The sequence below is a fragment of the Sphaerisporangium dianthi genome, assembly GCF_042654065.1.
In the GTDB taxonomy this organism is placed as follows: Bacteria; Actinomycetota; Actinomycetes; order Streptosporangiales; family Streptosporangiaceae; genus Sphaerisporangium; species Sphaerisporangium dianthi.
This window is the reverse complement of the sequence record NZ_JBHSFP010000004.1, coordinates 1-21,671: the sequence shown is the minus strand read 5'-3', so window position 1 is coordinate 21,671 and position 21,671 is coordinate 1. Positions and strand designations below refer to the sequence as shown.

The 21,671-nt window shown below is 70.5% G+C and carries 21 protein-coding genes and 1 riboswitch; of the genes, 9 read left to right on the top strand and 12 right to left on the bottom strand.

Annotation, left to right across the window (positions count from 1 at the left end):
- Positions 1-58: 58 nt before the first annotated feature.
- From ACFO60_RS07945 to ACFO60_RS07935, 3 genes are all read right to left on the bottom strand, one after another.
- Entirely contained in the window at positions 59-1,309 is a 1,251-nt protein-coding gene (locus ACFO60_RS07945; protein WP_380838704.1) for a cellulose binding domain-containing protein, read from the bottom strand.
- Between the two features lie 361 nt (positions 1,310-1,670).
- Complete coding sequence (locus ACFO60_RS07940; RefSeq protein WP_380838702.1) at positions 1,671-2,618, bottom strand: PaaX family transcriptional regulator; 948 nt, start codon at positions 2,616-2,618, stop codon at positions 1,671-1,673.
- A gap of 200 nt (positions 2,619-2,818) precedes the next feature.
- Positions 2,819-3,019, bottom strand: coding sequence for a hypothetical protein (locus ACFO60_RS07935; protein WP_380838701.1), 201 nt, complete (start codon positions 3,017-3,019; stop codon positions 2,819-2,821).
- An 83-nt stretch (positions 3,020-3,102) separates the two neighbouring features.
- On the opposite strand from ACFO60_RS07935, the gene ACFO60_RS07930 reads away from it, so the two are divergent.
- From ACFO60_RS07930 to ACFO60_RS07915, 4 genes are all read left to right on the top strand, one after another.
- Complete coding sequence (locus ACFO60_RS07930; protein ID WP_380838699.1) at positions 3,103-4,320, top strand: SGNH/GDSL hydrolase family protein; 1,218 nt, start codon at positions 3,103-3,105, stop codon at positions 4,318-4,320.
- Positions 4,321-4,530: 210 nt separating this feature from the next.
- Positions 4,531-4,818, top strand: coding sequence for an SAV_915 family protein (locus ACFO60_RS07925; RefSeq protein WP_380838697.1), 288 nt, complete (start codon positions 4,531-4,533; stop codon positions 4,816-4,818).
- 59 nt (positions 4,819-4,877) lie between these two features.
- Positions 4,878-6,209 (top strand): diaminopimelate decarboxylase, encoded by a 1,332-nt coding sequence (gene lysA / locus ACFO60_RS07920; protein WP_380838695.1) that lies wholly within the window; start codon positions 4,878-4,880, stop codon positions 6,207-6,209.
- A gap of 223 nt (positions 6,210-6,432) precedes the next feature.
- Entirely contained in the window at positions 6,433-7,077 is a 645-nt protein-coding gene (locus ACFO60_RS07915) for a CHRD domain-containing protein (protein ID WP_380838693.1), read from the top strand.
- A gap of 117 nt (positions 7,078-7,194) precedes the next feature.
- On the opposite strand, the gene ACFO60_RS07910 is transcribed toward ACFO60_RS07915, so the two are convergent.
- Complete coding sequence (locus tag ACFO60_RS07910) at positions 7,195-8,496, bottom strand: alpha/beta hydrolase family protein (protein WP_380838691.1); 1,302 nt, start codon at positions 8,494-8,496, stop codon at positions 7,195-7,197.
- A gap of 53 nt (positions 8,497-8,549) precedes the next feature.
- Here ACFO60_RS07910 and ACFO60_RS07905 point away from each other — a divergent pair, with 53 nt between their 5' ends.
- Positions 8,550-9,101, top strand: a complete 552-nt coding sequence (locus ACFO60_RS07905; protein ID WP_380838689.1) for a helix-turn-helix domain-containing protein — start codon at positions 8,550-8,552, stop codon at positions 9,099-9,101.
- Positions 9,102-9,170: 69 nt separating this feature from the next.
- On the opposite strand, the gene ACFO60_RS07900 is transcribed toward ACFO60_RS07905, so the two are convergent.
- Complete coding sequence (locus ACFO60_RS07900; protein WP_380838687.1) at positions 9,171-9,410, bottom strand: tautomerase family protein; 240 nt, start codon at positions 9,408-9,410, stop codon at positions 9,171-9,173.
- Positions 9,411-9,449: 39 nt separating this feature from the next.
- The gene (locus ACFO60_RS07895; protein ID WP_380838685.1) at positions 9,450-10,166 is read right to left on the bottom strand and encodes an SDR family NAD(P)-dependent oxidoreductase; all 717 of its coding nucleotides are present in this window, start codon (positions 10,164-10,166) and stop codon (positions 9,450-9,452) included.
- 91 nt (positions 10,167-10,257) lie between these two features.
- Between ACFO60_RS07895 and ACFO60_RS07890 the strand changes: the two genes are divergently transcribed.
- On the top strand, positions 10,258-10,899 hold the full coding sequence (locus ACFO60_RS07890) for a TetR/AcrR family transcriptional regulator (protein ID WP_380838683.1): 642 nt from the start codon (positions 10,258-10,260) through the stop codon (positions 10,897-10,899).
- A 55-nt stretch (positions 10,900-10,954) separates the two neighbouring features.
- On the opposite strand, the gene ACFO60_RS07885 is transcribed toward ACFO60_RS07890, so the two are convergent.
- Together ACFO60_RS07885 and ACFO60_RS07880 are read right to left on the bottom strand one after the other, a co-directional pair.
- The gene (locus ACFO60_RS07885; RefSeq protein ID WP_380838681.1) at positions 10,955-11,323 is read right to left on the bottom strand and encodes an STAS domain-containing protein; all 369 of its coding nucleotides are present in this window, start codon (positions 11,321-11,323) and stop codon (positions 10,955-10,957) included.
- A 43-nt stretch (positions 11,324-11,366) separates the two neighbouring features.
- The gene (locus tag ACFO60_RS07880; RefSeq protein ID WP_380838679.1) at positions 11,367-13,220 is read right to left on the bottom strand and encodes a CheR family methyltransferase; all 1,854 of its coding nucleotides are present in this window, start codon (positions 13,218-13,220) and stop codon (positions 11,367-11,369) included.
- A gap of 174 nt (positions 13,221-13,394) precedes the next feature.
- On the opposite strand from ACFO60_RS07880, the gene ACFO60_RS07875 reads away from it, so the two are divergent.
- Entirely contained in the window at positions 13,395-14,033 is a 639-nt protein-coding gene (locus ACFO60_RS07875; protein WP_380838678.1) for an STAS domain-containing protein, read from the top strand.
- A gap of 22 nt (positions 14,034-14,055) precedes the next feature.
- On the opposite strand, the gene ACFO60_RS07870 is transcribed toward ACFO60_RS07875, so the two are convergent.
- Positions 14,056-15,231: a PP2C family protein-serine/threonine phosphatase gene (locus ACFO60_RS07870; protein ID WP_380838676.1), complete on the bottom strand. Its 1,176-nt coding sequence runs from the start codon at positions 15,229-15,231 to the stop codon at positions 14,056-14,058.
- Between the two features lie 299 nt (positions 15,232-15,530).
- A complete protein-coding gene (locus tag ACFO60_RS07865) occupies positions 15,531-15,812 on the bottom strand; it encodes a substrate-binding domain-containing protein (protein WP_380838674.1) in 282 nt (93 codons plus the stop codon).
- A 142-nt stretch (positions 15,813-15,954) separates the two neighbouring features.
- A riboswitch (cyclic di-AMP (ydaO/yuaA leader) is annotated at positions 15,955-16,100 on the top strand.
- Positions 16,101-16,112: 12 nt separating this feature from the next.
- On the opposite strand from ACFO60_RS07865, the gene ACFO60_RS07860 reads away from it, so the two are divergent.
- Both ACFO60_RS07860 and ACFO60_RS07855 read left to right on the top strand, forming a co-directional pair.
- A complete protein-coding gene (locus ACFO60_RS07860) occupies positions 16,113-16,883 on the top strand; it encodes a glycoside hydrolase family 25 protein (RefSeq protein WP_380838672.1) in 771 nt (256 codons plus the stop codon).
- A 368-nt stretch (positions 16,884-17,251) separates the two neighbouring features.
- Positions 17,252-19,270: a CehA/McbA family metallohydrolase gene (locus ACFO60_RS07855; RefSeq protein WP_380838671.1), complete on the top strand. Its 2,019-nt coding sequence runs from the start codon at positions 17,252-17,254 to the stop codon at positions 19,268-19,270.
- A 204-nt stretch (positions 19,271-19,474) separates the two neighbouring features.
- Here the strand turns inward: ACFO60_RS07855 and ACFO60_RS07850 are convergent, their stop codons facing one another.
- Together ACFO60_RS07850 and ACFO60_RS07845 are read right to left on the bottom strand one after the other, a co-directional pair.
- The gene (locus tag ACFO60_RS07850) at positions 19,475-20,866 is read right to left on the bottom strand and encodes an extracellular catalytic domain type 1 short-chain-length polyhydroxyalkanoate depolymerase (protein WP_380838670.1); all 1,392 of its coding nucleotides are present in this window, start codon (positions 20,864-20,866) and stop codon (positions 19,475-19,477) included.
- 216 nt (positions 20,867-21,082) lie between these two features.
- A partial coding sequence (locus ACFO60_RS07845; RefSeq protein ID WP_380838668.1) for a cellulose binding domain-containing protein occupies positions 21,083-21,671 on the bottom strand: 589 nt, incomplete at its 5' end.

The following is a 21,671-nucleotide window of genomic DNA, read 5'->3' as shown; positions in this document are numbered from 1 at the left end:
CGGGCCGGGAGTTTGGTCCCGGCCCGCCGCTACGGTTCGTCCTGTTCGATGGGCGGGATCAGACGGCGGTGCAGGAGACGGTGGCTCCGGCGCCGGTTCCGTTGCCCTGGAACCCGAAGTTGGTGCTCTGTCCGGCCGACAGCTTCCCGTTGTAACTCTGGTTGGCGACGGTCACGGTGCCGCTGGTGCCGGAGTTGACGCCGTTCCACAGGGAGGTGATCACGGCTCCGGAGGGCAGGGTGAGCGTGACCGTCCAGCCGTTGATCGCGCTACCGCCCGCGGTGACGTTGACGGCGGCGACGAAACCGCCGCCCCATTGGTCCTGCACCGCGTAGCTCGCCGAGCAGCCCCTGGTCCCGGGTGACGGAGAGGGAGACGGGCTGGGGGACGGGGACGGACTGGGTGACGGGGAAGGGGAGGGTGACGGGGAAGGGGACGGGCTGGGGGACGGGGAGGGGGTGCCGCCGTCGAGCGTGAGGTTCTTCTGCTGGACCTGCCACTGGGTGTTGCACAGGCCGCAGGTGGGGCCGACGAAGTTGGTGCCGGCCGTCCTGTCGCCCTTCAGCCGCCACTTGAGGTACAGCACCGCCACCCTGCCGAACTCGCCGCCGTTGGTCTGGCCATAGGTGCCGCCGTGCCCGACGTTCAGATTGCCCATGAACGCGGGCAGCCCCGACGGCAACTTGCCCCAGTCGTCGATGGCGTTCGGGTAGGCGATGTCACTGGACCCGCCGATGAAGTAGGCGATCGGCTTCGTCAGCCGGCGGAGCTGGTAGTCGTCGGAGTCGTTCAGCAAGCCGCTGCTGAAGATGGTGGTCGTGGTGATGCGCGAGTCGTTGGAGACGGCATAGGCCTCCAGCCCTCCGCAGGAGAAGCCCCCCACAGCGATCTTGCTGGTGTCGAGCTTGCCGTAGTACTTGCTGCCCTGGCGGCCGTTCTCCGCGACCGCCCAGTCGATGGACTGGGTGAGCTGCTGGGACGTCGTCGAGCCTGAGCCGTTCGGGCTGCCGCTGGCGATGACCAGGAACCCGTGCGAGGCGATCTCGCGGAGGAAGTTCAGCTGCGACGTGCCGTTGGCGGAGCAGCCTCCGTTGCCCCATACGTAGATGGGAAGTTTCTCCGACGGGAGGGTCCCGGGCCGGTAGATGGTGTGGTTGGTCAGGCTGGTGGAGGTCTCGTAGTCAGCCGGGTAGGGGCCTGAGCCGCCGACGGCCGCGGCGCTGGGCGTCGTGGTGAGCACCACTATTCCGGCGCAGACCGGGGCGATCGCGGCCGCCAGTACTGCGCTGATGATCGAGCGTTTTCTCATTTCGCCCTCCGAGGGTGTCACGACGGCGCTCTCTATCGGGTGCGGCATGCGCGGCGCACGCCGGTCGGCCCGGCAATGGCACGACCACTCCCACCGCGGCCGGGCTGGTCGGCGCCGATCGAATCCCGCGATCGACGTGGCGGACCATCGACGGCAAGTTGCGCTCGTGTCAGGCGGAATGAGCCGATGCGAGCAGCGTGCAGTTACTATCACTGCGGTCACATAAAGTGTCAAGCGACCGAAACCCGGCCGGTCGAGCGGTGCGCGCGCAGCCTGGAAAGGCCGCTGGCCGGCGTGCCGCGGCGGTCACGGCGACGCGCCCGGGCGGCCGGGCGGCCGGTCGAGTGGGTGAAAGTTTCGTTCAGCCGTGCCCGTGCGCCGGGACCGCGACGGAGTCGTCCGAGGCATGGAAATGGGTGATCCAGGACGCGGCGTCCGGCCAGTACGGTGTCGCGATCTGGATGAGCCGCGTCTCGGCGAACGAGCCGAGCGCGGAATGGATCTCCAGCAGGAGGTCCCTGGCGGCCTGGCGGGGCCACGGCGCGGGCAGGAGGTGCTCGGGGAGGTTCGGGTCGATGTCGGGGAACTTCCGCCAGGAGTCCATGACGGAGGTACGGGCCACCAGCGCCCGGGTCACGTCGATCTCCCCGTTGCGCAAGGCCACCCGCAGGTCGGAGTACTGGGCGATGAAAGCCTCGTAGGCCGAGGCGAGGCCGGCCAGATCGTAGGCGGCGGCCGGACCGTGCGGGCCGGCCTCCTCGTCGAACCGGGTGTGCATCACCGACCATCGGCCACCGTCGACGTCGTCCAGGATGTCGTGCAGCGCCTTGGTCACCGGACCGGAGTCGGATCCGGGCCGGATCCACACGCTGTCGTACAGCCGTGCGAAACCCAGCGACCCGAGAGCCTTGCGGACCGCGTGCCGCGGGGCCTGGCCGGACTGGGGGATCGAGAAGGAGACGGTCACCCAGTCGCCGGTCCACCGCGGCGGGCGTGCGCCGAAGCTCAGGAAATGATCCATCCGGGAGCGGTGCCTGGCGATCGCCTGCGGTGTGAGGTGGTACACGGGCGGCTGTCCGGTTCCCCGCACGGCGATCAGGCCACGCTTGGTCAGCCGGGACAACGCGGCCCGCGCGCTGGACTCGCTGATGCCGAATTCCCTGAGTATCGCGACCACCGCCGCCGACGGAAGGTCGGCATCGGAGGAGTCGAGGTATTCGCCGAGCAAGGTCGTCAGCAGGTGTTGCGGGTTGGGGCCGACCTGCGCCCGTGGGGCTCCGACATCGTCCGGACGCACGTGGACACTCACATCATCAGCTTGCCTCACTCGTGGGTGTGAGCGGTCGGCCCACCGGGGACGGCCGAGTCGCGGGGTCTTCGCGTGAACGTTTCACGGTGGCGGCGGCCCCGCGTGCCGATCGTCCCGCGGATGCTCCTGGACGGCGTTGACCCGGTGATCACCGTGGCATACCGTGCGCCTGAAGTAGCTCGGGGGAAGTGGCGGAAGTATCAGGTGGTTTCTGTCTGGCCGTGCCGATGGGAGCCCTCGATGACACATCTCATGTGCACGCTGCTCGCCATATGGCATGACATCCACCGTGCGGACCGGCGCTCGCCGGCCGGCGCGGCGAAGCCGTCTCCCGCCACGGGTGCGCCACCCGTGCCGGGCACGGCCTCGATCGTGAGGATGTCCGTCGCGGTCGCGGTCACCGCGGCCTCCCCCCGCGCTCGGAGCCATCGGCGTACAGAGCGAATCAGGGGCGTCCACCTCCGTGGCAAAGGTGACACCGAAGATGAACGGGCACTGGGTCAACACCTGGGTGTCGATGCCGCAGCTCACCGAGCCGGACAACATGCCGCCGGCTCCGTTCACGCAGGACGGCCTGGTGCTCGTGGACAGCACGCTGCGCCAGACCGTTCGCACCTCCGTCGGCGGGCGGCAGATGCGGCTGCGCTTCTCCAACGCCTTCGGCGGCACGGCGCTGCCCCTCACGCGGGTGTCGGTGGCGCTCCCGGCAGGCGGCCAGGCCGGGGTCAGCGCCATCAAGGCCGGCACCTCCCAGCCGGTGACCTTCCAAGGGAAGCCTTCCGTGGTCGTCCCGATCGGGGCGCAGGTCGTGACCGATCCGCTCGACTTCGAGCTGGCCCCCCGCTCCAACCTGACCGTGACGATCTACCTGGCGCAGGGACAGAACTCAGGCGACATCACTTCCCACCCCGGATCCAGGACCACGTCCTACCTGCTGAACGGCGACCACGTCGACGCCGAGGACCTGCCCGGGGCGGCCTCCACCGCTCACTGGTACTTCCTCAGCGGGCTGGAGGTGTGGTCCAGGCCCGGCACCGCGGCGGTCGTCATCATCGGTGACTCGCTCACCGATGGCAGGGGTTCGACCACGAACATGAACGACCGCTGGCCGGACCGGTTGCTCGACCGGTTGCACGCCCATCCCGCCACCGCCGGTATAGCGGTCCTGAACCAGGCCGCGGGCGGCAACCGGGTGCTCAACGACGGCCTCGGCCCCAACGTGCTGGCACGGCTCGACCGGGACGTGTACGCGCAGAGCGGCGTGAAGTGGCAGCTGGTCTTCGAGGGCGTCAACGACATCGGCACCGCCGCGGCCACCGAGGCGGCCCAGCGGCAGGTCACCGCCGACCTGATCGCGGCCTACGACCAGATGGTCATCCGCGCCCACGCGCAGGGCATCCGGGTCTACGGCGCGACGCTGACGCCGTTCGGGGGCAACACCGCTTATGACGACCCGCAGGGGCTGCGGGAGGCGTCCCGGCAGGCGGTCAACACGTGGATCCGCACCAGCCGCAGGTTCGACGCGGTGGTCGACTTCGACAAGGCGGCGCGCGACCCGGCCGTCCCCCGCCGGCTCCTGCCGGCCTACGACGTCGGCGACCACCTGCACCTGAACCCGGCCGGCTACGAGGCGCTCGCCGACGCCGTGCCGGCCCACCTGTTCAAGGACGAGCCGCTTCCCTTCGGCTTCGGCTTCGAGTGAGCGGGCCGGCCCGCCGCCTTTCCCCGGCCTATCCCCGGCGCGGGACGTCGATTCCCGCGCCGTCGACGGCCGCCTGTCAAGAAGGCGTCAGTTCTTCGGACGTGGCCGTCAGGGCTTCGTCAAGGACGACCCATCGGTCCGTTATCGCCGCTTAGCGTGACTTTTGAGGGATTTGACCCTTATGGAGCTCAGAACGCTTAGGGGGATGTCATGCCCGATCCGCTCTTAGTGGTGCCGGTACGCGAAGGAAAGGGAACGGTGTCACTGCGCCTGTTCCGCACGACGGCGGGCAACAGGACGGCCGTCGCCTTCTCTTCGCCGCTCGCGCTGGCGAGGGTGCTCGGCGCCGACCACCGCTGGATCCGCCTCAGCGAGCCCGCGCTGCGGCACATGCTCGCCGGCCTCTCCGTCACCGGCGTCGTCCTCGACCCTGCCGGGACGACGCCCGCGCGGCCGTCCGCGCCGAGCCACGACGTCCACCACCTGCGGGTGGCGTGATGTGCGTCCTGGCCCAAGACCTGCGACTCCAACAAGACCCGGCTCGAAGCGAGACGCCCATGATCGCGATGACCGCCATGCCCTCCGTCGCCGAGGCCGCCAGGGGACCCTGGTCCTCATCGACCTGGTTCGGTCCCGGCGGGGAGGCCACGCTCGCGGGCGTGCCCCTCGTACGGATCGCCCAGGAGTTCGGCACCCCGGCCTACGTGCTGGACGAGACCGACGTCCGCCTGCGCTGCCGCGCCTACCGGTCGGCGCTGCCGCGTGCCGAGATCGCGTACGCCGCGAAGGCGTTCCTGTGCCGGGCCATGGCGGACTGGGTCCGCGCGGAGGGGCTCAGCCTGGACGTGTGCAGCGGCGGCGAGCTGGCGGTCGCGCTGTCGGCCGGGTTCCCCGCCGGGCGGATCATCTTCCACGGCAACGCCAAGACCCCGCGTGAGCTGCAGACGGCGGTCGCCGAGGGCGTCGGCCGGATCGTGATCGACAACATCGCCGAGATCGGCCGGCTGGCCGCGCTGGTCCCGCTCGGCCGCCGGCAGAAGGTGCTCGTCAGGGTCGTCCCCGACATCGCCGCCGGTGCGCACGCGGCCGTCCGCACCGGACGCGAGGACCAGCAGTTCGGCCTGTCGATCGCCTCCGGCGCCGCCGGCGAGGCCGTGGCCCGGGTGCTCGCCCAGCCCGCGCTCGTGCTCGCCGGACTGCACTGCCACCTCGGCTCGCAGATCACCGCCGTGGAGCCGTACGAGGACGCCGCGCGCGTGCTGGTGGAGCAGATGGCGAGGATCAGGGAGACCCACGGCGTCGTGCTTCCGGAGCTGGACCTCGGCGGCGGTCACGGGATCGCCTACCTTCACGGAGAGCGCGGGCTGGACCTGGCGAGCCTGGCCGCGCGGCTCACCGCCGCCGTCGAGGACCGCTGTGCCGGGCTCGGGCTCCCCGCGCCGAGGCTGATCGTCGAGCCGGGCAGGGCGATCAGCGGCCCGGCCGGCCTCACCCTCTACCGGGTCATCTCGGTGAAGAAGGCGCTCAACCACACCTACGTCGCGGTCGACGGCGGGATGAGCGACAACCCGCGCCACGCGCTGTACGGGTCCCCCTACGAGGTCCGCCTGGTCGGCCGCCGTCCCCAGGGCGGCATGCGCACGGTCACCGTGGTCGGCCACCACTGCGAGACCGGGGACACCATCGCGGAGAACGTCCCGCTGCCGGCCGACGTCCACCCGGGCGACCTCATCGCCGTGGCGGCCACCGGCGCCTATCACCACTCCATGGCCTCCAGCTACAACCTCACCGGACGTCCCCCCATCGTGGCCGTCGGGCCGGAGGGGGCGCGGCTGCTCGTCCGCAGGGAAGAGGCCGGCGACCTGATGCGCCGCGACGTCGGGCTGTAGGTCCCGCCCATGCCGGCGGGCGGCGCGCCGCCCGCCGGACCGGCCCGTCGTGGGCGCGGGCGCCGCATGGACGCGGGCGTCCAGAGGGAGGGAAGAGGCGGGGTGTGTGCCGTTCTGCACACTCGCCGCGCTGTGTGGATTCGTACATATAACGCCGCCAACGATCGTCCTAATGTCTGACTTGTCCGAAACACGGGGATACGAAAGACCTGAAGGAAAGATCATGATGAACGTTGAGCAGGCCGGTGGCGAGCGTAAGACGTGGCAGCGAGTGATGGGCCGTGTCGCGGCGGGGGCGGCGATCTCGGCGCTGGCCGTCGGCGCGGTTTCCATGCCCGCCGGCGCCGCCACCACGGCCGCTCCGTCCAAGGCGAGCGTCGCCGCCGCGCACAACGCCGCCGCGCACAACGGCGCCGCGCACAACGGCGCCGCGCACAACGGCACGGCGCACAACGGCGCCACGGTGACCGTCAACTCCAGGAGCTACTACTTCGGCGCGGTGCTGCTGGGTCGTAACGAGGTGCCCGAGCCGGGCAAGAAGGTCAACGACCGGGACGGCGTGGCGGTCGCGAAGTTCCGCATCAAGGGCGACCGGATGTACTACCTGGTGCAGTGGAAGCGGACCGGCAAGCCGACCGCGTTCCACATCCACCGCGGCAAGGCCGGCACGAACGGGCCCGTCGTCATCGACCTGCTGTCGGCCGGCAAGATCCGCGGCAACACCGCCTTCGGCTCGGTGCGGGTCGCCGACCGCAGCGTGCTCGCCGGGATCAAGAAGAACCCGAGGAACTGGTACGCCAACCTGCACACTCAGCGCTTCGCCGACGGCGCCGTCCGCGGCCAGCTCCTCAAGAGCGGCCGCTGGTAGCACCCAGGGCGGGCGCCGCGCCCGCCCGTCCGCCGGTCGGGCCGCGCCCGTCCGCCGGTCGGCGACCTGGCCCGACTCCGGTACGAGGCCGCGACGGACACCGGTCCGTCGCGGCCTTCACCGTCGCCTGAGGCCGGCGACGAAGCGCGCGACGCCTTTGCGGCGGGGCGCCAGCCACGCGGCGACGTCGGCCACGACCGCGGGGTCGACGTGCTGTGCCCGCTGGTACCCCTCCGGCGTGGAGGGACCCGTGCCGGGGAAGAACAGGTGGTCGTCGGCCTCGTAGACGCGGATGTCCACCTCCGCCCGGTGAGCGAGGCCCGCCTTCCAGCGCGAGAGGTCCTCCTCGACGGTCACCTGGTAGTCGCGGCCGCCCTGGAGGATGAGCATCGGCAGGTCCAGCGCGGCCGCGGTGGCCACCGGGTCGTAGTCGCGCATGTCCAGCCAGTACGACGCCGGCAGGCCGAGCGGCAGCAGCTCGGCCGGCGTCGAGGGCGACAGATCTGGACTCTCCACCATGGCGGCCTGCCGCGTGATCGCCTCGACGGTCGCGCGGGTCATCGATCCGGTGTCCGCCGAGGCGAGGTGGCGGGCGACGCGGACGGCGGACCGGTGCATCGGCTGCGCGTCGCCGGCCAGGATCACCAGGCCCGCGACGGAGGCTTCGGCGGTCGCCACGCGTGGGGCGACCTTGCCTCCCATGCTGTGGCCGAGGACGAAGACCCGCGCGGCGTCCACGGACGGCCGCTCCTGGAGCGATCGGACGGCCGCGACCGCGTGCGGGACGTACTCGTCGGTCATCGTGAAGCCGTCCGCCCGCTGCACCTTCGAGCTGTGGGCGTGGGTCACCTTGTCGAAGCGCACCACCGCCACGCCGCGGCTCGCCAGACCCCACGCGAGATCCTTGAGCGGCTTGTTCGGCCCGCTCGTCCCGTCACGGTCGAACGGGCCTCCGCCGCCGAGCAGCACGACGCCGGGACGCGGGCCGCGTCCGCGGGGCAGGCTCATGGTGCCGGGCACGGCGAGCGGACCGGAGCCGATCGTGACGTCGTGCTCGGCGAACCTCCTGGGCACGGCGTAAGGCGGCGGCGTCCAGGAGGAGGTGACGGTCGCCGGCGCGAGCCGCAGACCGTTCAGCAGGCCGTCGCCGTCGACCGACATGACCACGGCGAGTTCTCCGTGCCGTCCTCTCACCTGGACGCTCACGCGGACCAACCCCGCCTCGGCCGGCTCGCACACCGGCTCGGCGACGGCGGAGACCGCCCCCACCTCGGCCGCCCAGGCCGCCTTCAGCGTCTCGGCGGACACGACCGCCCGCAACCGCGGCGCGAACAGACCTTCGATCTCGTGGAATCGTCCGCTCGCCGCCATCTCGACGACCGCGAGGGCCGTCGCCGCCGGGTCGGTGCCGGATCCCATTCCGCCTCCTTTCGCATTTTTGCGAACAGTAGCAGATATGAGATCGTTGGCCGATGGACCCACTGGACCTACTCGCGCACCCGGTGCGGCTGCGCATCGTGCACGCGATGCGCGGCGAGCGGATCCTCACGACCGCCGAACTGTGCGCCCGCATACCCGATGTCTCCAAGGCCACCGTCTACCGGCACGTCGACCTGCTCGCCGCCGGCGAGATCCTGGAGGTGGCCGGCGAGCGGCGCGTCCGCGGCGCGGTCGAGCGCCGGTACCGGCTGCGCCAGGATCGGGCGGTGATCGACGCCGGCGCGATGCGGTCGATGTCGCCCGACGACCAGCGCCGCGGGTTCGCCGTGGCGATGGCCGTCCTCCTCGCCGAGTTCGGCGCCTACCTCGACCGGGATCACGCCGACCCGGCGGCGGACCTGGTCGGCTACCGGCAGCACGCGGTCTGGCTCAGCCGCGAGGAGTTGCTGGAGGTGATCGGCGAGATGCGCGCGGCGATCGCCCCCCGCCTGGCGAACCCGGCCGCGCCCGGCCGCACCCGGTACCTGATCAGCCCGATCATGTTCCCCGCGGAGGATCCCCCTGTCGCACCTGATCCCGGCTGAGCGCAGGATGCCGCCGAGGCGCGGAATCCGGGTGCCCGGCGCGCGGCCCTCGTACGCGCGCCGGATGGGTCATCCCGAGTGCGGTGAACGCCGGGCGGCACGGAACTGCTCGACGGGCAGGCCGCCCTGGCCCCAGTTCTCCAGGTCGACCTCGTCGATGATGACGAACGTGGACTCCATCGGCTTGCCGAGCACGTCGAGCAGCAGCCGGCTCACGCCGTGGATGAGCTCGGCCTTCTGCTCGGCCGTGGCGGAGTCCTCGCCGGGAGAGGCTCCTTCGCGGGTGATGTGAATGGTGACCAGCGGCATCGCTTCGGTCCTCTCTCGGGTGTGGTCGCGCGGGCGCGATCAGTGGCCGGCGGCCTGGCCGCCGTCGATGTGCAGGACCTCGCCGGTCACGAAGGACGCGGACTCCAGGTAGATCACGCCGTCGACGATGTCGCTGATCTCGCCCATCCGGCCGACGGGGTGCAGGCCGGCGAGCGTCGCGTGGGTCTCGACGCCGTGCATCGGGGTCTTGATGACTCCGGGGGAGACGGCGTTCACCCGCACGTTCCTCGTCGCGTACTCGATGGCCAGCGATTTCGTGGCGGAGGCGAGGCCGCCCTTGGTCAGCGACGCGAGCACGGAGGGCACGGCGGAGTTGGGGTGGTCGACGAAGCTGGTCGTGATGTTGACGACGTGGCCGCTTCCCTGGTCGAGCATGGGGCGCAGCGCGCGCTGGGTGATGTGGAAGAACCCGGCGACGTTCACGGCGATCACGGCGGCGAAGTCGTCGGCGGTGTAGTCCGTGAAGGGCTTGGCGACGAAGATCCCGGCGTTGTTCACCAGGGTGTCGACGCGGCCGAAGCGGCTCAGCGCCGCGTCGATCACGCGTTCGGCCGTGGCGGCCTCCGCGATGTCGCCCTGCACGGTGACGACGTCCGCGTCCGCGGAGGGCGCGATGGAGCGTGACGTCGCGACGACTCCGTAGCCGAGCTTGCGGTAGGCCTCGACGAGCCCGGCGCCGATGCCCTGGGACGCCCCGGTGATCACAGCGACCTTCTGTCCCCGATCAGTACTCATGGTGCACTTCCTTCGCAGGTGAAGAGGATGGTCCCGGTCGCGAGACGACCGGTCTACTACGAAGGTAGACGACTGGTCGTATGATGGCAACATGGGACGCGTTGGTCAGGCTCGAGACAAGATCCTCATCGCGGCGCGGACGCTGATCGCGCAGCGGGGTTACACCGCTCTGGGCGTCGCCGAGATCTGCGCTGCGGCCGGGGTGCCGAAGGGCAGCTTCTACCACTTCTTCCAGTCTAAGCAGGCCCTCGCCCTCACCGTCATCGACGAGCACTGGACCGCGCAACGCGCGCAGTGGACCGAGCTGCTCGGCGGCGACGGGCCCCCGCTGCGCCGGTTGCGCGACCTGTTCGAGGCGACCGAGACGGTGCAGCGCAGCGGGCAACAGGACAACGGCGCCGTGGTCGGCTGCCTGTTCGGCAACCTCGCCCTGGAGCTCAGCAGCCAGGACGGCGACATACAGGGCCGGCTGCAGCAGATCTTCAACGAGCAGATCGACCTGATCGAGCAGGTGGTCACCGAAGCGCGCGACCGCGGCGACACCGCCGCCGCCGTGGACGTCCGAGATGCCGCGCGATCCATCGTGGCCCAGCTGGAGGGGCGGGTGCTGTTCGCCAAACTGCTCAACGACCCCGGCCAGCTGGAGGCGATGTGGCGCAACTGCCTGGCGCTGCTGGGAGTCACGGACCCCGGCCGCACGCGAGAGGTCCTGGCCGGGGCGCGCCCGGAGTAGCGGGGCCCGCGTCCTCACGCGGCGAGGGTGACGGCCGGTTCTGCGCGTCGCGACGTCAGTGCCTGCTCGCCAGCACTTCCGCGAGGGTGTCGTACACGGGGAAGAACGCGGCCAGACCCGTGACGGACAGGAGCCGGCACAGTGAGGGCGGCGGGGACATCAGGACGAAACGCACGTTACGGGTTGCGCATCCTTTGTAGACGGCGATCATCGTGCCGAGGCCCGTCGAATCGCAGAAGGTCATCGGGGCCAGATCGAGCACCAGGCAACCGTCGTGGAGGAAGTCCCACAGGTGCTCGGCCATGGTGGTCAGCATGGCCGCGCTGTTCCAGTCGAGTTCGCCGCGAATGCGCACCACGGCCCATTCGCCGGGGGCGCCGAGATCGACGGTGAAGGAGAGGTCGTCCCCGGGCCGCCCGTTCATCGGAGCGATCTCCGGTCACCGCGACACCGACCTCGGGACGCCCTCACAGGACGTTCATCACCAAGATGAGGCCCTGGAGGGAGGTTTCCCCTTCGTGCAGGACCGAGACGCCGATGTCCAGTTTGATGGCACGGCCCCGTCTGTTGACCGCGTCCACGAGCAACCGGCCGGTGTTCTCGGCGGCGTCCGGGGAACGGTGGTCCTCCGACAGCCGGCGCAGCGCCGGCGTGATCGCCTCCACCGGCAGCCCGATGTCCAGGGTCAGCAGGTGGCGGCCCGTCGCCTCCTCCGCGCGGAGTCCCCACAGCTCCTCGGCGCCCGGACTCCACATCAGCACGCGCATCTCGCCGTCGAACACGGCGACGGCGTCGCCGAGAGAGCGCACCACCGAGGCGATGAACCGGTTGGCGCGGTTCAGTTCCTCACTGCGTGACGTGAGGGTGTCGTTGATCTTCTGCAGCTCGTCGTTGCCGCACTGGAGCTCCTCGTTCATGGTCTCGAGCTCTTCGTTGGTGGACTGGAGCTCTTCGTTGGTGGTCTCGAGTTCCTCGTTGGTGGACTGCAGCTCTTCGTTGGTGGTCTCGAGCTCCTCGTTGAGCGACTGCAGCTCCTCGTAGGCGTGCTCCAACTGCTTGTTGGCCTGCTCGAGGTCGTCACGGAGCCTGCGGTAGGGGGTGACGTCATGGAAGGTGATCACCACCCCGACGCGCTCGCCGCCGGGTTCCTGGAGGGCGGCGACGGAGATGTCGAAGACGTCGGTCTCCGCGGTTCCCCCGCGCCGCCAGCTGATGCCCTGCACCTCGGCGGTCTGCATGTCCAGCTCGACCTGTTCGATGAGCGACCGCAGCTCGACGGGCCGGTAGGAGACCTCCAGATCTTGGAAGGGCCGGCCGATGTCGCGGGGTGCGATCTTGAACAGTGCCTCGGCGCGCGAGTTCGCCATCGCCAGCTTCCCCGAAAGGTCCAGGGCGATCTGCGCCACCGGGCCGGAGCTCAGGGCGGCGATCTGGATCTCGGAGAGCCGCCGCACCGGCTCGGCCGGCGCCGGTGCGGCTCCCCGGGACGGACGTCCGCCGGGCGGAGTGGGCGCGATCTTGCAGAAGAGCCGCGTCCGGAGGTCCACCGGCTCGAACCTCTCGCCGTGGTTGAGCAGCATCTCGGCCTTGCCCAGGAACAGGTAACCCGGATGGTTCAGGGCGAAGTGGAATCGCCGCACGACGCTCAGCTGCGTCTCGGCGTTGAAGTACATCAAGGTGTTGCGCGCCAGCAGGAGGTCGACCCTCGATATGGGCGCGTCCCGGGTCAGGTCGTTGCGTCCGAAGATCAGCTGGCGGCGCAGGTCGCGGCGGAAGGCGAACCCGGCCCCGGCCGGCTCGAAGTACCGCTCGAGCAACTCGGCGGGGAGGTCCTTGAGCTGGCGATCGTTGTAGGTCGCCGTGCGGGCGGCCTTGAGCGCCGTGTCGTCCAGGTCGGTGGCGTAGATCTTCACCCGGTTCCTGAACTGCTCCATCCCGAGCTCTTCGGCCAGGAGCATCGCCAGGCTGTAGGCCTCCTCCCCGGTGGCGCACCCGGCGCTCCAGACGCGGATGGGATCACCGGCTCCCTTGGCGCTCAGCAGCGCGGGGATCGCGGTCTCACGGAGCACCTGCCAGGCGGCCGGGTCGCGGAAGAACGCCGTCACGTTGATCAGCAGGCTGTCGAAGAGCCTGGCGAACTCGTCCGGTTCAAGTTCGAGATGGTCGCGGTACTCGCCGTAGCCGTTGAGCTGCAACGTCTCCAGCCGCCGGCTGATGCGGCGCATGAGCGTCGTCCGCTTGTAACCGGTGAAGTCGAAACCCCGAGTCTCCTTCAGCATTAGAAGAAGATCGTGAAAATCGCGTTCCGCGCCGGGGTGCACAACTGAATACCTTAGCCATCGGGACCGTTCAGGTGGCCGTTATGCGGAAGGGAATCGACATGGCCGTACTCGGCGGCTCACCGTACTTGACCGCTCTCGGAGGTTCGGCCGTTCGCCCACGTCCGCGAATGGTAGAAGAGATGGACGTGGGGATCGGGGCGGAGGGCGGAAAGTATGGATTTACAGGTAAAAGTGGTCTATCGCCGGTCTGAGTCCGCAGTGGTCGATATGTCCGGCGAATTGGATGCCAGCACCAGCGCGGCCGCGAAAGAATTCCTGACGTCCCTGATCCAGCAGGGCTGCACGCACATCCTCATCGACGGCCGCGGGCTGCTGTTCTGTGACGTCGCCGGGGCGCGCGTCCTCGACCACGTCCACGCGCGGATGCGAACGGCGGAGGGCGGCGGCCTCGTGCTGCTCATCCAGCCCAAGCTGCGCAACCTCTTCGACCTGCTCTGGCCGGGCCCGCCGGACACCTGTCCCGCGCTCCTCGTCGCCGGATCCGCCGAGTGGGACGTCCCCCCGGCCCTGACCGCGGTGCCGCGCCATGTCGCCGTGATACGAACCCTGAACCATCAACGCCGCCCACCGGTGCGCAAGGCGGAGAAGGTCTCCCAGACGGCGAGCGCCGGCACGCCGCATCCGGAGCTGGTGCGGTCCAAGCGGCTGCGGGCGCAGGCGGAGAGCCACCTCCAGGTGATGCGCCAGCGGGTCGCGGTGACCTACTCGGCCGTGGAGGAGATCCAGCAGACGCTCGCGGTGGCGCGCGCCACGCTCCTCGCCCGCCAGGGCGTCCGGCGCGCTGTGTCGTGATCCCGCCCGCGGCGGGCGCCGTTCAACCGATGGTCATCTTGTCGGCGGCGGGGCCCTGCCATTCGGCCAGCAGCACCGTGGCGTCGTCCTGGAGCTGCCGTCCGTGGTAGTCCAGCACGCTGTGGACCAGGCGGCGCAGGGTCTCGGGGACCGGCAGGCCCGCGGCGTTGTGGCGGATGATGAAGTCGGTGAAGCGCGTCAGGCCGAACTCGCGGCCGTGCGGGCCGCGGGCTTCGGTGATCCCGTCGGTGTAGAGCAGCAGCCGGTCACCCGGCTGCAGTTGCTCGCGGCACAGAGTGGCGGGCAGGCCGAGATCGAGGCCCATGGGGTGCGCGGGCGGGCAGTGCAGGTTGGTGGTCCAGCGACCGCCCCGGATCACCACCGGCGGGTGATGGCCGCGGTTGACCCAGGTCAGCATTCCGGTGGAGAGGTCCAGTTCGGCCATGATCGCGGTGACGAACCGGGTGCCCCGGCCGAACTCCTGTATCAAGGTGCGTTCGATCGCCTCGCCGGTCTCTATCAGGTCGGCGCCCTGGCGGCGGTTGTTGCGGCAGGCGGCGACCGCCAGGGAGGCGGTGAGCCCGGCGGAGACGTCGTGGCCCATGGCGTCGAATACCGCCAGGTACACCTTGTCGTCGGCGATGGCGTAGTCGAAGGCGTCCCCGCCGACCTCGTAGGCCGGCTCCAGGGCGGCGCTGATGACCACCTGCTCGCACGCGAAGGCCAGCGGCGGCATCAGGTTCCACTGCATCTCGGCGGCCACGTGCATCGGCCGGGTGCGCACCAGCCGGGCGAAGGAATCGCTGTGGGAGCGCTTGCTCACCACCAGCAACGCGATCAGCGACGCCAGGGCCCGCATGTCGTCCTGCGACGCGTGGTGGGCGTCGGCGATCGATATCCGCAGCACTCCGAGCCGTTCTGTGCCGTCCAGCAGCGGCACCCAGTAATGACCAGGGCCGCCGTCGTCGCCGGACGGCTCCAGGATGCGCGTCTCCCGGAAGGCCCGGCCCGCCGCCGTCGTGTCGATGCGCAGCTCGTCCGCCTCGGGGCCCGCGCCCTCGCCGGCATTGTCGCCGCGCCCGGTGCACAGGCGCAGCACGTCCTGCTGCAGGTCGACGAGGTAGATCAGCACGTCGCTCAGCCCGGCGTACCCCGCGTGTTCGTGGACCAGGTAAGGCACGCCCTCGAAGGCGGTCACGTGACTGGCTTCGAGTATCCCGGCGAGCATTCGCGCCGTTCCGGCCTCTACCACGTTTCCGGCCACATGGGACCACCCGCATCTCTCGACGACCTTGCACTACCCTCGCCCCGATGACCGGTGACCGGCCGGCGGTTCGCGATTCGAACGCCGAATCCTCCTGCGGGCCAGGAAGACGGGCGGCGCGCGCCGTGCGGACGGATCCGACCTGACGCGGCACGCGCCACATACCCCTCAGCGGCGGCCGAAACCCCGGCCCGTCGTAGATACTCCTTTGCCGGCGACGCCCTCGGCCGAGATCACCTGCTGGGAGCCGTGGTGCTCTCCCGGACGATCAGATCGGTGGTCAGAATGAGGCGGCTGTGCGGCAGGGGTTCGCCGCCGGCGAGTGCGATCACCATGGACGCGGCGGCCCGGCCCATCTCGCCGAGCGGCTGGCGGACGGTGGTGAGCGGAGGGGGCACCCACCGCGCCGGCGTCAGGTCGTCGAATCCGACCACGCTGACGTCGCCGGGAACCTTCAGAGAGTGGTGGGTCGCGTCATCGCCGCAGGCGGGCCCCAGGCGGCGGCGGTATCCCAAGGAGAGTTTTGTCTGATTTGCACCGTTATGGGGTTTGGTGTACCTTTGTGGATAGCGGCATACGTGACCATGGCCTGCGCTGTCGGGTCCGTTGCCGGTTCGTTGCCCAGATCGCGCGTGCCCGGGGAGCAGCCCCGATGAGGATACGCGCTCGCTGAATCCGCACTCGCGGAGCCGGGGAACCAATCTTTCCAGGGTGTATCGGAGCGCCGGCCCCAAGGGCCCGCCCGCAGGGCCTTTCTCGCCTGAACCCGTCAGTTGACCCGGTAAGCGGCATGGAAGCTAGGAGCCAATCTCTACATGCCCTCTCGTCGGCTTGCCTCGATCGCCCGCTCCCTCGGTAACCACGTCGGCCTCTCCGGCGACCGCCTCCGCGCGGCCGTCGCAGGTGTGGCCCTGGCCGCGTCCGCCGCCACGGCGACCGTCGTCCTGACCGGCCCGGCGGACGCCGCCGCGCCCGCCGCCGCGCCCGCCGCCGCGCACGCCGACTCGGTCCACACCTACGGCCAGGACGTCTCCTCCTACGAGTCGGATCACGACTGGAACGCCAGCCCGGCCCAGTTCGGCATCATCAAGGCCACCGAGGGCCTGACCTTCCGCGACTCCTCCTTCGCCCGCCACTGGCAGGAACTGGCGAAGAAGGGCATCGTCCGCGGCGCCTACCACTACGGCCATCCCGGCGACGACCCCATCGCCGAGGCCGACCACTTCCTGTCGGTGGTGAACGCCCAGCCCGGCAAGCGCGGCGACCTGCTGGTGCTGGACCTGGAGACGGCTGACGGTCAGTCCGTCGAGCATGTCAACACCTGGGCCAAGACCTGGCTGGCCCATGTGAAGGCCAAGACCGGCATCACCCCGCTGTTCTACAGCGGCTGGAACTTCGCCGACACCTACGGCCACGGCCTTCAGGCCTACCCCCTGTGGGTGGCCTACTACGGCAGGGCGCAGGGGGACGTCACGCCGCCCGCCGACTGGAAGACCTGGACCATCCACCAGTACACCGACGTCCCGATCGACCAGAACGTCTCTTCGCTGACCCCCGGCCAGCTGCGCGCCCTCGGCCGCCGCTGAGGGGCGGGCAGGCCTGGCGGACGCCCGTTCGCGCGGGATCGCGCCGGATTCGGAATGATGCCGGCGGCGGCGTGATCGTCGCCGGCGAGTCCACCGTAGAGATCAAATTCGAACCTGTGTACGAGTCTGTGGAAACTGTGGATAACTCCGCCGGCCCCGGCCCGGACTCGTCGCTCTCGCCCTCGCCCGCCACCGGCGGGTCGCCGCCCGAGGCCTGATGCGGCAGGCCGGTCTGTGGGTGCTTTATCCGCCTATTCAGAGAAACGATCCGAGATGGGAAGAAACCTCACCCGCCTCGGGTTCCTCCGGACCGGAAGCCTTCCGCCGGTGTGACCATTACGGCACAACGGGGATCACGGGAGGGCCGAATGAGTGACGATCCGATGCTTCCAGAGGCCGTGGCCAAGGCGCTGGAGAGGTACCGCGAGGCGCTCGCCGAGCACGGGATGAGCTGGGGCGAGCCCCCGATCGCCTACGTCAGGTCGATGAGCCCGTCGCGGTTCGTCGACGACGAGGCGTTCTTCCGGGCCGCCGCGGGCCGGGTGCGAGCCGAGCATCCGGACAGCAGCGACGCCGAGCGCGAAATCCTGGTGCGCGAGCTGGACTTCGACGAGGTGCTCAGAGACGCGCTCGACGAGGAACCGCCCGAGGGACTGGCCGTGCTGCGGCTCACGCCGTCGGGCCACCGGCTGGACGGCCGGCCGCGCATCGTGCTCGAACCCGGCGGCGGAGCGCTCCCGCTGACGCTGCTGATCGACAACGGCCGCGCGGCCGAGGCCGAGGTCGGCGTCGGCGGCCAGGTGTACCGCGTCGCCCCCGGCGGGGCACGGCTGGTCGAGACGGACACCGCCACCGGCGTCACCGCCGGCGCGGAGCGGGTCGATCTGTCCGGCCTGACCCGCCTCGCCCCACGGGCACGGCTCCGGGTGCGCGCAGGGTTCCCCTGCCGATGGAGCGTGTGGAGCGCCGGCGGCCAGGGCTGGCACCCCGACGGCGGCCCGGCGAGATACGACCATCACGGCCTGCCGTACTTCCACGGCGACGACATCGTGCTCGACGTGCCCGCCGAGCCGCTGACGGTCCGGGCGGCGCGGGGGATGGAGTACGACTTCGCGCAGACGACCGTCACCCCCCACGGCGAGACCCTGGTCGAGCTGACACCGGCGCGACTGTACGACGCGGCGGCCAAGGGCTGGTACGGCGGGGACCTGCACGTGCACCTCAACTTCGTCGGCGACCTCGTGGCGACGCCGGCGACGGCGGCGGCCATGCAGCACGGCGAGGACCTGCACGTGCTCAACCTGCTCGCCGCGAACGTCTCCGGCCACCGCGTCTTCGACCAGGAGGCCCTGGAGCACTGGGCGGGCGAGGACCTGCCGTGGTCGGACGCGACCCACGTCGCCCGAATGGGCGTCGAGTACCGCAACGACCTGCTCGGGCACCTGCACGCCTTCGGGATGACCGCCCCGCCGGGCCGGTACCACAGCGGGTTCGCCGGCGCCGCCGACTGGCCGCCGACCAGCGCGGCGTGCGAGGAGCTCCGCGGCCTCGGCGCCGTCGTCGGCTACGCCCACGCCTTCCACTCGCCCGTCGAGACGCCCGAGGACGTCATCGGCTTCGGGGGGCCGCAGTGCTCGGCGCGGATGGCGGTGGTCGACGCCGCGCTCGGCCTGGTCGACAGCATGGAGGTGCTGCACTTCTCCTCTGCCGCCGGATCATCGGCGGTGTACAGGCGGCTGCTCGGCGCGGGCCATCGGCTGGCCGCCGTCGCGGGCACCGACTCGATGCTGTCGTTCACCCGCCAGCGGGTGGAGACGGTGACGAACCCGCTGGGCTGGGAGCGGACCTACGCCAGGGTGGACGGCCCGCTGACCGCCGCCTCCTACGCCGAGGCGGTACGGCGCGGGCGCACGTTCGCCACCACGGGGCCGTTCGTCGAGCTCGCCGTGGACGGCCACGAGCCGGGGGACACGATCGACCGCGCCCCCGGAGACCGGGTGAGGGTCACGGTACGGGTCATCGGCCCGGAGGTGGAGCGGCTGACGATCCGCACGGCGGACGGCGTGCTGGCCGAGGGGCCGCCCGGCGAGATCACGGCCGAACTCGTCGTCGGCGCGCCGACCTACGTCGTCGCCCTCGCCGAGGGCGCCCCCCACCCACGATCGCTGTTCGCCGAGGTCTTCGCGCACACCAGCCCGGTCTACGTGGACGTTCGCGGCCGGCGGGTGGCCCGCGCCGAGGACCTCCGCTGGTGCCTCGAATGGCTCGACCGGCTGGAGCGGCTGATCCGGGAACGGGCGCGGCTGGACAGCGAGGAGCAACTCGGCGACTACCTCCGCCTGATCGACGAGGCCAGAGACGTCCACGCCGCCCGGCTGCGCGCCTGACCGGCGGCCGTCCGAACCGCCCTGCCGGAGGGCCGTCGCCGGCCACGCGAAAGGAGGCAGGTCCTGGTCGCTCGGCGAGCGGCCAGGACCTGCCCTTCTTGTCTCCCCTCGGAGACGGCCATCGGCGTGGTGGTGTCAGGCGTCCGGTTCGCGGCCGCCTGCGTCGACGGCGTCCGGACGCCGCAGACCGAGGATCCTGGCTCGTCAGGAGAGAGTGCAGGCGGCTCCGTTGAGGGTGAAGGCGGCGGGCTCGGCGGTGTTGCCGGTGTGGTTGGCCTGGAACCCGATGGTGGTGGAGGCCCCGGGCGCCAGTGAGCCGTTGTAGTCGACGTTCTTCGCCGTGACCTGCCCGCTGGTCGGGGCGTAGGAGGCACTCCACCCGGAGGTGATGGTCTGTCCGCCGGGGAGGGTGAAGACCAGTGACCAGCCGTTGACGGGGGAGGAGCCGGTGTTGGTGATGATGATGTTCTCCGTCAACCCGGTGTTCCAGGCGTTGACGGTGGCACTGACGGCGCAGGCTCCCCCGCCGGGTGTCGGCGTCGGCGTGGGCGTGGGAGTCGGTGTCGGAGTAGGCGTGGGAGTCGGTGTCGGAGTAGGCGTGGGGGTCGGCGTCGGGGTGGGGGTGGGTGTGGGGGTGGGAGTGGGTGTCGGTGTGGGAGTGGGCGTGCTGCCGTCGAGGCCGAGGAAGGCGATGGCGTAGGCGAGCATGCCGGTCATCGGCAGGTCATGGCCGACACCGCTGACGCTGACCCCCTCGATGGTGGCCTGCGTTCCGGTGGTCCCGTACCGGGTGCGCGTCCAGTTCGACTGTGGACGGTCGGTGGAGGCCGGGGTCTGGCTCAGCCCGTGCAGGTTGGTCCACTGCTTGATCTCCTCGCCGAAGTTCGGGTAGGCGAGGGTGGTGTCGGTGGTGCCGTGCCACAGTTGTATCCGGGGATAGCGGCCGGTGTATCCGGGGTACATGGCGCGGGCCTGGTCGCCCCATTGCTGGGCGGTCTTGATGAGGTTCCCTCCGGAGCACTGGCTGTTCCACAGCGATCCGTTGGTGGTGGCGAAGCAGCCTGCGGGCACGCCGGAGAAGGCCGAGGCGGCCGAGAACACGTCGGGGTACTGGGCGGCGAGCACGTTGGTCATCATCGCGCCGGAGGAGAAGCCGCTGACCACGATGCGTCCGGGGTCGACGTTGTAGCGCTGCCGGGCGTAGGAGACCATCGACATGATGCCGGTGGAGTCGCCGCCGCCGTTGCGCTTGAGCGCGTTCGAGGTGGAGACGTCGAAGCACTTCTCGCTGCGGGTGGCTTCGGGGAGCACGATGACGTACCCGTACCGGTCGGCCGCGGTGACGTAGTCCTTGCCGTTCCAGCCGAAGATCGAGCTGGCCGAACCGCCGCAATAGTGCACCAGCACCAGCAGCGCCGGTCGTGCCGCGACCCGGTCCGGCACGTAGATGTACATGTTCAGGTTCGTCGGGTTGGTACCGAAGCCGGTGACCCGGGTCAGCGACGCGGCCTCGACGGGCCGGGTCCCGAAGAACATGCTCACGACCGCCAGGGACGCGATGGCGGCGGCAAGAACGGCTCTGAGCCTTCGTTTCACGCCAGATCCTTTCGTCGCGGAGAGATCCGCGGTGGTTCGCCGGGTGAGGACCGGCTGTCGCCGGTGCGGTCGTCTTCCCATGACGTTCGCGGCCGGCTCCCCCGCGGAGTTCGCGGGGGAGCCGGCCAGGCCGCCAGGGCGGCGGGTCCACGACGCCGATCTCGCCAGCACCGGTGGACTCCCGGTGCGGTCATCGGCCTCCGTGGACCGGGTGTGTCAGCTCGCGGAGCAGGTCAGCACCGGCACGCTGTTGGTGCCGTTCCAGGTGCCGAGGAATCCGAACTGCGCACTGGCACGGGCGCCCAGGGCGCCGTTGTAGTCGACGTTGCGGGCGGTGACCTGGGATCCGCTGGAGCTGATCGTGGTGCTCCAGCTCTGGGTGACCGTCTGGCCGTTGCCGAACTGCCAGTTGACCGTCCACGAGGAGATGGCCGAGTCGCCTGCCGTGACCGTCACCGTGGCCTGGAAGCCGCCTCCCCACTGCCCGGCTATCGCATAGGCGGCCGAACACGACTTGCCTCCCGGCGTGGGAGTCGGGGTCGGGGTGGGAGTCGGCGTCGGGGTCGGCGTCGGGGTCGGGGTGGGCGTCGGGGTGGGTGTGGGCGTGGGAGTCGGGGTGGGCGTCGGGGTGGGGGTGGGGTTCGGGCTGATGCTGCCGGGGACGGACTGCAGCGCCCGGTACCAGGTGGCGGCCATCTTGTCGTAGCCGCCGGAGGTGGGGTGGATGCCGTCGATCAGGTCGGCGGTGGTCAGCGCGGCGTGCATGTCGACCAGATGGACGTGTTTGCCGGCGTTGACCTTGCTC

Excerpts from the sequence above, each read along its gene's own strand:
- ACFO60_RS07875 (WP_380838678.1), top strand. The coding sequence starts at position 13,395 with ATGGATTTACAGGTAAAAGTGGTCTATCGCCGGTCTGAGTCCGCAGTG.
- lysA (WP_380838695.1), top strand. The coding sequence starts at position 4,878 with ATGATCGCGATGACCGCCATGCCCTCCGTCGCCGAGGCCGCCAGGGGA.
- ACFO60_RS07910 (WP_380838691.1), bottom strand. The coding sequence starts at position 8,496 with ATGGGATCCGGCACCGACCCGGCGGCGACGGCCCTCGCGGTCGTCGAG.
- ACFO60_RS07890 (WP_380838683.1), top strand. The coding sequence starts at position 10,258 with ATGGGACGCGTTGGTCAGGCTCGAGACAAGATCCTCATCGCGGCGCGG.
- ACFO60_RS07895 (WP_380838685.1), bottom strand. The coding sequence starts at position 10,166 with ATGAGTACTGATCGGGGACAGAAGGTCGCTGTGATCACCGGGGCGTCC.
- ACFO60_RS07925 (WP_380838697.1), top strand. The coding sequence starts at position 4,531 with ATGCCCGATCCGCTCTTAGTGGTGCCGGTACGCGAAGGAAAGGGAACG.
- ACFO60_RS07905 (WP_380838689.1), top strand. The coding sequence starts at position 8,550 with ATGGACCCACTGGACCTACTCGCGCACCCGGTGCGGCTGCGCATCGTG.
- ACFO60_RS07915 (WP_380838693.1), top strand. The coding sequence starts at position 6,433 with ATGATGAACGTTGAGCAGGCCGGTGGCGAGCGTAAGACGTGGCAGCGA.
- ACFO60_RS07945 (WP_380838704.1), bottom strand. The coding sequence starts at position 1,309 with ATGAGAAAACGCTCGATCATCAGCGCAGTACTGGCGGCCGCGATCGCC.
- ACFO60_RS07885 (WP_380838681.1), bottom strand. The coding sequence starts at position 11,323 with ATGAACGGGCGGCCCGGGGACGACCTCTCCTTCACCGTCGATCTCGGC.
- ACFO60_RS07860 (WP_380838672.1), top strand. The coding sequence starts at position 16,113 with ATGCCCTCTCGTCGGCTTGCCTCGATCGCCCGCTCCCTCGGTAACCAC.
- ACFO60_RS07855 (WP_380838671.1), top strand. The coding sequence starts at position 17,252 with ATGAGTGACGATCCGATGCTTCCAGAGGCCGTGGCCAAGGCGCTGGAG.
- ACFO60_RS07900 (WP_380838687.1), bottom strand. The coding sequence starts at position 9,410 with ATGCCGCTGGTCACCATTCACATCACCCGCGAAGGAGCCTCTCCCGGC.
- ACFO60_RS07930 (WP_380838699.1), top strand. The coding sequence starts at position 3,103 with ATGAACGGGCACTGGGTCAACACCTGGGTGTCGATGCCGCAGCTCACC.